The following is a 10175-nucleotide window of genomic DNA, read 5'->3' as shown; positions in this document are numbered from 1 at the left end:
CGAACACAAACCCCTGCTCGGGCAAGCCGCACTCCCTGCGCGTGAACGCCCGCTCCGAAATTTTCCTGTGAGCATCGTTCACCTGGTAGCTGTCCGGCATCCAGACGATTTTCTCCGTATAATACTGCCCACTGCTTGCCGGTATCAGCACCCGATCGGCTATCAGGTAATCGATATACGGCGCTCCCATCGTACCGGGATAGCCGAGATAGTTCACCTGCACAGGCGCTGCTCGATATGCAAAAATACCTGTACGAGAATCTTTGGTGTACCCTTTCAGATCAACCGCGATATCGATACCGAGTTCCCGCGACAACTCGGCAATTTCCCTGTCCGAGCGATTCCGCACATCGAGAAAACGGTCAAAGGATGCGGCAACCCGCATCCTCATTCCATCCTGCTTGTCAGGCCCGAATGAAAACGCGATAAGCTCGAAACGTGACCGATCGTGCCGATCGAAAAGCTCAGCCATCAGGTAGACTGTAGCGTGATTATGAAAATCGCCCGAGTAATACCCTATACGGATTCTGTCTTTTCGCTCCCGTTTCGGAGTTTGCGGCAGTTCCTTGTTTTCCGGATAATTCGCCGCGGCAAAAACTGTTGCGACTTTCTTCTGAGTCGAGGGCGCATCGAGCAGCCCCAGAACAGGAAAAGGCGTCGAAACTTTTTCCCTCCTCTCTATTCTTTCCTTAAACGCATCCAGCTTGACGCCAAGATCATGCCAGTCGCCGATTTTCATTTTCAAATGGAGATATTCTCCAAATAAAAAATCGTAGTCCGGTTTCAGTCTCAGGGCTTTTTCATAATGCGATACCGCATCAGCATACCTCTTCAACTGAACCAGAGAACCTGCAAGATTGGCATGGGAAACAGCATAATCCTCCCTGATACGTAAAGCTTCCTGATAATTCGCCACAGCATCGTCATAACGACCAAGGGCAGCAAGGGCAACCCCTCTGTTATTATATATCTCTGCAACATCATGCTTGAGCCTGACTGCCTGGTCAAAGCACGAGACCGCTTCCTTGTAACGCTTCAGCTCTGTCAATGCGCCTCCTTTCCTCGTATATCCGCCTGCATCAGAGGGATCGAGCTGCGTCATCCTGTCTGCCAGTAAAACGACTTCAGCAAACCTTTTCAACTGAAGGGCAACATCTATCGAAAGGTTCAGAACTCTTCGGTTATCCGGTTCGATATGAAGAATATCCCTGTACATTTCGGCAGCTTCTTCAAGCCGACCCGCTCTTTGCAATGCAAGCGCCGACGGCAATCGGGTTGCAACATCGGATCTTTTTGCGACTTCGGTGATCTCAAGATGATCCGGCGGCAGATCATCATGATAGCGCCTGTACATAGCATTGTAAGCCGCTTCAAGATAACCCGTGAACCGCTCGGTATCGAACAGCGGCGCTCGCTCCCTGTTCTCCAGGAGCTTCTCCCTGATGCTCCGTAACCTTTCCGGATCCATCGCAAGCCCTACAGCAAGCGCTTCGTACTCCGCCTCCGTCGCCGTCACCAGTTCCGGCAGACCTATCGCATGAAGCAGACTTGCAGCCACCCGTCCGGCAAACGATTCGCCCATGCGCGTCAGCACCAGCAGTCCCGCCCACAGCGCATCGCTGGCCGTGGTATGCGCATTGTATGGGAAGGTGTCGAGGAACAGATCCGCCAACCGGTGACGCGACAGGTGCTCGGACAGCGGCAAATGCTTTGCAAACACAAGCCTCTCTTCAGATACGCCATGTCCGGCAGCTTCCTTCCGAAGGTTTTCAACAGCATCGGCACTCTTCTCGAACAGCCATAGCACGCTGCCCTCAACCCGCTTCAGGATCCGCATCCAGACGTCGAACACATCGGGCGTGATCTTGTAATTATTGTTGAAGCATGCAAAGACGAATCCCTGTTCGGGCAAACCGCACTCCTCCCTCGTGAACAGCCGTTCCGATATGTGGCGATGCCGGTCATTCACCTGGTAGCTGTCCGGCAGACAGACGATTTTTTCCGTGTAGTACCGGCGGCTGCTTTCCGGTATCAGCACCCTGTCGGCTATAAGGTAATCGATATACGGAGCTCCCATCGTGCCGGGATAGCCAAGGTAGTTCACCTGCACCGGCGCTGCACGGTATGCGAAAATGCCGGTGCGTGATCCGGCGGTAAATCCTTTCAGATCAACCGCGATATCGATACCGAGTTCCCGCGACAACTCGGCAATTTCCCTGTCCGTGCGATTCTGCACGTCGATGAAACGGTCAAACGATGCTGCTACACGCCTTCTCATCCAACTCCTGCTGTCCGGACCGAAGGAAAATGCGGTCAGTTCGAAACGCGACCGGTCGTGGCGTTCGAACAGCTCCGCCATCAGGTACGCGGTTGCATGATTGTGGAAATCGGAAGAGTAGTACCCGATGCGAATCCTGCCTGAAGAGGCATGGCGGGATATCGGGGGCAGATCATGGCGTTCGGGACAATTAGCAGCCATAAAAATCCGGACGGCCTGAAGCTGCAGTTCCGGTTTGTCAACAAGTGCGAGAACCGGAAAGGGAGTCGTAACCTTATCGCTGATATTTATATGCCGTTCAAGCCTGGACAGGTTATGTGCAAAATCCCTCCAGTCACAGATATGCATTCTGGAATGAAGGTACTGGCCGAACAGAAAATCACAATCCGGCTTGAGATCAAGCGCTTTTTCATAATTCCTGACAGCATCCGAATGCCTTTTGAGATCAGTGAACAGCACTCCTCTGTTGACATACAGCCCGACAAAGCCATAGTTGCAATCCTCTGCTTTGTCGTAACTCTTCATAGCCTCTGCATTGCGCCCTGAAGCCTGCAAGGAAACCCCCTGCGCAAAATAAACCTCGGCATAATCCGGTTTCAGTTCAAGAGCTTTTTCATAGCATGACAGCGCCTCCTCATAGCGTTTCAAGGTATGCAATGCACTTCCCTTATTCAGATATGCCTTTGCATAACCGGGTTTCAGCTCCAGCGCGCGGTCGTAACAGGAGAGCGCCTCTTCATAGCGCATCAGCGCCTTCATTATCACTCCGCGATTATTGCAGACCTCTGCGTAACCGGGATCAATGGAAAGTGCTCTGTCGTAATATTCAAGAGCCTCATGATATTTCTCCTGTTCCCGTAATATATTGCCGCACATACTGCAAGCAGCCGCATAATCAGATCTGCAGGCCAAAGCTTTCTCGTAACACGTTATTGCTTCAGCATATCGCTTCAGCTCTTTCAGGACATTTCCCCTATGATAATACACCTCCGCATAATCCGGCCTCAGGCGTATCACCATATCGAAATCCGATAAGGCATCCTGATAGCGCTCACTTCCCTGATAAAGAAGGCCTCTGTTGAAATAAGCCTCTGCATATCCGGGCTGTAAGGCAATCGCCCTTGCGTAGCACTCGGCTGCTTTATCAGGCTTTTTCAGTTCCTGCAATGATGTTGCGTAATTGTACCATGCCTCTGCATGTCCGGAATTAATGCGGATAGCATGCTGAAACAGCTTGACAGCTTCGGGAAAACGTTTCTTTTGAGCCAATAATGCGGCGAGAAGACGCAAGGCATCGAAATCATCCGGCTCTCTGCCCAGAATTTCCTGATAGATCGCTTCAGCCTCGTCAAGATGACCCTGTTTATGCAATGAAAGTGCATTGCGTATGCTATTTTTCAGACCAGGCAACCGGGCATCGGATGGCATCGAAACATCTGCGTTTCGGGAATCTCCGTTCTTTGGGATTTTCTGACTTGTCATGGCAGGTATTCAGGCTTCGATCCATCGAGGTATGTATTTCCATGCTGCCCTCAACTCCCTGTCATGCTCGCGCCAGCATGGATCATGACAGGCCAGCAGTTGCCTGAACGAACGGGAATGGTTCATATGTACCGTATGGCACAGTTCGTGCAACATGACAGCTTCGGCAAGATGGCGAGGCAGAAAAAACAATTTAGCGTTGAGCGATATCGTTCCCTTCGAAGAACAGCTTCCCCAGCGGGATCTTTGAAGTCGGACAGCTGCCTTTTCGAACCTGAAATCGTTTTTATGCGCAAGAGCGTGCAGCATGGGCACAAGAACCCCGGCAGCCTTTCCGATAACCCAGAGTCGAAGAGCCGAACGGCAAAGCCCGACATTCGACGCATCGCCTCTCAGAACAACGTTTCGTCCCGAACACTCGATCGCCGTAACATCACTCACTGCAGAATCCCGCTGACAGCTCACCAGCCACTGCTCTCCGCTGCACTCGAAAGTAACCGTTTCAGGAAAAACCGAAACATCCGCACTATCCGGAAACAAGCCATTACTGCGCATTTTTTCGCCGGCAGTAACGATCCACTGCCGATGCCGAAAAACGATATCGTCGATACGCTGCTGGTCATAATGAGCCGGCACTACAACAATCAGCCCCTCATAAGGAACCATTTTCAGGCGGGGATGGCGCGCTTTCGGGCTATACCTGACCACATATACCAAACCCGGCAAAAGGATGCTCTCCTGGCGAACGCAACCCTGGGGTAAAACGCCCGGAACGACGCAGGAACATAACTCGCCAGACGGCTTATTTCCGGATATGGCTGACAGCATCGACCTGCCGTGAAAAAAGGTCGGTAAAAATGCTTATGACGGTACGCTTTCTGACCTTGATGTTCATGGTTACGGACATACCCGACTGCAGATAAATCTTCCGTCCGTTCGCCATGAGATACTGCCTGTCGAGCCGCACCTTGATGGGAAAATGATAGTATTTGATAATATCATCAGGCGCCAGCACATCGGAACCGACCCAGATCACATTGCCCTTGATATCGCCGAACTCCGCATAAGGAAATGCATCGAGGCGCACATCGACCGGAAGATTTTCGTAAACGAAGCCGATATCCTGGTTCGAAATGAAAGCCCTTGCCGTCAGCTGATCTTTTGGCACTACCTTAAGGATGATCTGCCCCTGACTCACAACAGTTCCCGGCTTCACCTGAAGATCGAAAATCGTACCGTCGACAGGAGCCATAATGGCTTCGTAACCGGTCGCCTGGCTTGCCATGTAGCTCTGCTTGTTGATCTGCTCGGAAAGATCGGCTATCTGCGCCTGCAGCTTGAGTACATCGAGTTTTTTCTGCTCCACCTCGAACTCTGAAACAGCTTCGCTCTGCAACAGCGACCTCAGTTTCGAGAGCATCGCCGATTCGGTAGCGTACTGCTGCCTTGCATTCGAAAGCGCAATCTTAAGGGACTTCAGCTTCGACTCCTCACCGACTGAAAGCACCGGCACCAGGTCAAGCAGAACATCGCCTTTTTTCACCTGCTGGCCATCCGATACAAAAAGTTTGGCCACTTCCCCCTCGATAGCAGCCTGTACGCTCTTGACCTCTCCTGTCGGTTCGAGTTTTCCTACCGCCGCCACCGAAACATCGATTTTGGCGATCGACGCCCAAACCAGAAATCCGGCGAAGGACAGTACAAGAAGCCAAAGAATTGCTCTCGGAAGAACAGGCGACTGCGTGAACACCTCACCCTGTCCGATCAGCTCGTCGGATAGTCCATTCTTTTTCAATGTTTTCCCTCCATCACCGGCATGGAATAAGACTGTTTCTGAAACAGCGTGAAATAACGCCCTCGCTTTGCCATAAGATCGTGATGCGTGCCGGCTTCATCGATACATCCGTCATGAAAACAAAGAATCATCGGAGCAGCCTTGACCGAATTGAGCCGATGCGTTATAAACAAAACCGTTTTACCCCTGAAAGCCGTCGCAAGGTTCTCCGTAAGCTTGCTCTCGGTCTGAGGATCGAGAGCGCTTGTAGCCTCGTCGAGAATGATCATGCCGGGATTCTGCAATATCGTTCTGGCGATAGCGATCCTCTGGCGCTGGCCTCCTGAAAGGGAAGACCCTTTCTCGCCGACGACGGTATTGTACCCTGTCGGCAGCGCCATGATAAACTCATGAGCTTCAGCAATCTTTGCGGCTCTCATGATATCGGCATCGCTGGCCTCAGGATTTGTCAGAGCAATATTTTCCTTCACCGAAACGTTGAAAAGCATCGGATCCTGAGGCACTATGCCGATCTGGCTCCGTAATGAATAGAGTTCAACTTTGCCGATATCGTAGTTATCGATGAATATACGGCCCTCATCGAGTTCATAGAGACGCTGAATCAGCTTTGCAAAAGTGCTTTTGCCAGAACCGCTCTCGCCGACTATACCCACGAACGTACCCGAAGGAATGGTGACATTGACGTTCTTTAGCACCATAGGCGCGTTCTCTCTGAAACGGAACGAAACATTCTCGCACCAGATCTCCCCTTTCATAAGCGGAAGCGGAATCTGCGACAACTGCTCGCGCCCACCCCCTTCCTGCGGGCTATCGACAATATCGGACAACCGTTCGAGCGACATGCCCGCTTCCTGGAAATTCTGCCAGAGTTGAGCAAGCCTCAATACCGGACTTGTAATGTAACCCGAAATAATCCGGAACGCTATAAGCTGCCCCAGAGTAAGTTCATTGTTCAGAACCAGATAAGCCCCTGCCCAGATGACTATCAGGCCAGACAGCTTGCTCAGGAAGGAATTGGTGGAATTGGCTATGGTTCCTGTCAGTACAGGCTTGAATCCGTCGCGGACATAAGCGGCATACTTTTCCTGCCAGTTCCACCGGGCGCGCAGCTCGATATTCTGCGACTTGACCGTCTGAATGCCTGAAAGCACTTCGATCAGGTATGCGTTGGTTTCGCCGTGCCTTTTTGCTTTCTCGCGCAACTGCGCCATGAACACCGGCGCAAGCAAAAACGTAATAAGCCCCATCACGGGTATGACCGACAAGGAAAGAATGGCGAGTTTCCAGCTGAAAAGGAACAAAACAATCACATAAACAATCGAAAATACGGCATCAAGCACAACGTTGAGCGCCGTTCCCGTAAGGAACTGGCGGATGCGTTCGAGTTCACCTATCCTTGAACTCAGTTCGCCCACAGGTCTTTTTTCAAAAAAACGCAGCGGAAGACGAAGCATATGATCGATCACCTCGGAACCGAGAGAAACGTCTATACGATTGGACGTATCGACGAACAGCCAGGTCTTCAGGCTTGAGAGTACGGCTTCTATCACCGCGATAACCAGCATCAGAACGCCCAGCACATGCAAGGTGGAATAGCTGTTGCGGACGATAACCTGATCGATGATGATCATGAACAACAGCGGATTTGCAAGGGTCATCAACTGAATGAAAAACGAGGAAATCAGCACCTCCGCAAGCACATTCCGGTACCTGTTGATCGAAGGAAGAAACCATCCGAACCCGAACCGCTTCTGCGGCGTATCCGCCTTGACATCGAGCACAAGCGCTTCACCCTGATGGGTCCATTTCTCCTGGAACTCGCGGACTGCAATGATTTTTACACCCGATGAAGAAGGCACGGCAAGAGCGACCTCCTTGGCCGTTACCTTGTACAGCACCGCATAACCATCGCCCCAGCGGATCAGAGCAGGCACCTTCAATCTCGACAACGCCTCCTTCTGAAACGTAACGACCTGCGCCTTCAATCCAAGCAGAACGGCAACCCCTCCGCAATCCTGAATCGAAATCTGGCCGTTTCTCGAAAACTGATTGCCGATAACGCTCTTTATCAGATCCTTTTTGACCGGCATATTGAAATGCCTGCCAAGCATAAGAAAACAGGCCATGGTCTGTTCGACTACCGAACCATTCGACCTGACGAACGGAAACCCTTTCGACCGAACAGTCTCTTCGCCGCCGCCAGAAGTATAACTGAACGATGCTCCGTCATTATCCTGCGGAAACGTAAAAGAGGCCTCATCGCCCTCGCCCGATGCAGCGGCACTATCCTCTGCCATATCGGAAGACTCCTTCAGGCATGAAAGATCCAGCCCGACCAGACGCATGGACGCCGAAGCGGGAATACCATCTTCAGGCTTCGAAAAAAAAGAGCCAACGGGAAAAGCGCTGTTATCGCTTCTGCTGACAATCCACTGCAGGTCGCCTGCAGGCACGGATCGAGAAAAACCGGAATCAGCGACAACAGCCGAGGCAAGAAGATGTTGCGAAAGCTCTTTCAGTCCGGCAAACCCCGACTCACGGATGCGCGCTTCTATTGCCGGATCATTGCCGTAAACGGCATTGAACAGCAGACAGATTTCAGCAAGGTCCGTAGCCTTCGACAACTGCCTGAAAAGAGCAGGAACCGCGTTGACCACGGCGCTGAGCGCAGTTACGGGTACCTTCAGAAAAACGGCGTCTTCGGATGCCGTAACGATCTCCGTTGGATGCCTGCGCATCAGGCTCACCCAGCCGAAAAACTCGCCGGGACCCAGAATACGCAGCGTCTGCACCGAACCCGAAGCATCATCCTGATAAAGCGACCGTACCCGGCCGGAACTGATGATATACAAACCGTCCGGCATCGAGCCCTTTCCGATGACGGATTTGCCTATGGTGGCACGACCGACCGAACAGATCCCCGCAAGCATGGTTATCTTGTCAGCCTTCAACTCCGAAAAAAGGGCAATACCGGAAATGATCCGGCTGACCTCATCATTGGTATATTCCGTAGTAGCCAAAATAATATCCGGTTAGAAATCGCTGTTACATAGCTGAATCGTTACCTGTAACGACACCCAAACTGACGCAATATCGCCAAAATAATCAGGATTAAAAAAAACACAGCCCCCTTTTCCGGGGAAGGGAAGAGTTCTGAGTGAGAACGCCGTGACAGCGGGACAGCTTGATGGCTTGATGGCTTCAAACACAACGCTCCCCTCATCTTCCCGCATCCCCCACTACCCACTCTACCCACTCCCCACTATCCACTATCCACTACCCACTATCCTAATAAAAATACTCCTCCACCTCTTTCTTCACCCATTCATCGAAAAGCAGCGTAATGATCCGCTGCCGCATGGTATCATCAAGTCGAGCGTTGATTTTTTCGCGCAGACAGGTGATAACCCCCAATCCGTCGATGACAATTGGAGCATTGAGTACCCCGGGCTGCGCAGTATGGAGGTTCCTTGCCAGAACAGGATTCAGCTGTTTCATTTCTATCGGGCCTATCTGGCCGAAACTCGATGCCTCGCGACCTTCGGAATATTTCGATGCAAGCGCAGCAAAGTTCTCCTCGCCGGATTCAAGACGAAAATACAACTCCCTGACCAGTTCGTGATTCCTGTTGCGTATCATCGAAAACACCACCTTATCGAAGCCGGTCTTCATGGACAGAAAAGTGTTTTCAACCTTCCCTGCAAACATGGTCTCCCTGAAACGGGCAAGCAGCACCGGTCTTTTTATATAAAATTCGAGACTGTTCTCGTCCACTCCCTCAAGCGCCATCTGCCGCTTTCTCTTATCGATGAACCCGGCATCGTCCGCAAGCTGCTTACGATAATAAACCTCCACCTCGTCAAAAGAGCAATCGAGCGAACACAACGCCCTGTCGATAACCATCTCCCGCATGATCTGCGGCCATAACCCGCATGAAGAAAGCAACGGAAAAACCTCGTCGGCCGAAACCTCGCGTTTGCCTATCGTAGCGATAACAGCCATAAAAAAGTCGTTAACCCGGTAAAAAACTTCGGAAGAAATCACTTAAAATACGAAACCCTCACGACTTGATCATGTCGAGAGATTGCAAACAACATAAAAAAGGGGGCCCCGAAAGCCCCCTTGCTGCAGAACTATATAGATATTATAGCAATAAACCATGAATTCGCGCCACAGAATAGCCGGACAGATAGTTCAGGGTTACACCCCGAGCTCTTCAATCCGTGCAAATCCAATCTTCAATCAGCGGGAACCGCGCTCTTCCTCTTATAGCTGGATAGCGAGACAGCTGGATGGCTCAATAGCAAGAAAACATCACCCATAGCGCTTAACCCATTAATCCGTGCCAATCCGTGCAAATCCGTGGGCAACCTCTTCCTCTTCAATCCCCTCTCTTCCAGCCAACAGCCCACAGGACACAACCCACAACTTCGGACTCACTGCCAACACTCTTCTATCCGTGAAAATCCAATCTTCAATCAGCGGGAACCGCGTTCTTCCTCTTATAGCTGGATAGCGAGACAGCTGGATGGCTCAATAGCAAGAAAACATCACCCATAGCGCTTAACCCATTAATCCGTGCCAATCCGTGCAAATCCGTGGGCAACCTCTTCCTCTTCA

Annotated in this window: 5 protein-coding genes; all 5 read right to left on the bottom strand. The window is 51.4% G+C overall.

Annotated features, from left to right (window positions below; translation table 11 throughout):
- On the bottom strand, positions 1 to 3760 hold a 3760-nt coding region (locus K4305_RS07785), incomplete at its 3' end, for a tetratricopeptide repeat protein (RefSeq protein ID WP_331561848.1).
- Positions 3761 to 3769: 9 nt separating this feature from the next.
- On the bottom strand, positions 3770 to 4468 hold the full coding sequence (locus tag K4305_RS07780) for a M48 family metallopeptidase (protein WP_331561847.1): 699 nt from the start codon (positions 4466 to 4468) through the stop codon (positions 3770 to 3772).
- 94 nt (positions 4469 to 4562) lie between these two features.
- Positions 4563 to 5555, bottom strand: a complete 993-nt coding sequence (locus tag K4305_RS07775; protein WP_331561846.1) for an HlyD family secretion protein — start codon at positions 5553 to 5555, stop codon at positions 4563 to 4565.
- Positions 5552 to 8575 (bottom strand): peptidase domain-containing ABC transporter, encoded by a 3024-nt coding sequence (locus K4305_RS07770; RefSeq protein WP_331561845.1) that lies wholly within the window; start codon positions 8573 to 8575, stop codon positions 5552 to 5554. Before K4305_RS07770 ends, K4305_RS07775 begins: the two co-directional genes overlap by 4 nt.
- 268 nt (positions 8576 to 8843) lie before the next feature.
- The gene (locus tag K4305_RS07765) at positions 8844 to 9557 is read right to left on the bottom strand and encodes a peptidylprolyl isomerase (protein WP_331561844.1); all 714 of its coding nucleotides are present in this window, start codon (positions 9555 to 9557) and stop codon (positions 8844 to 8846) included.
- Positions 9558 to 10175 lie beyond the last annotated feature (618 nt).

Origin of the sequence: Chlorobium sp., assembly GCF_036528655.1 — a bacterium.
Classification (GTDB): Bacteria; Bacteroidota; Chlorobiia; order Chlorobiales; family Chlorobiaceae; genus Chlorobium.
This window is presented reverse-complemented; position numbering and strand designations above follow the sequence as displayed.

Coding starts and splice junctions, on each gene's coding strand:
- K4305_RS07765 (WP_331561844.1), bottom strand. CDS start 9,557: ATGGCTGTTATCGCTACGATAGGCAAACGCGAGGTTTCGGCCGACGAG.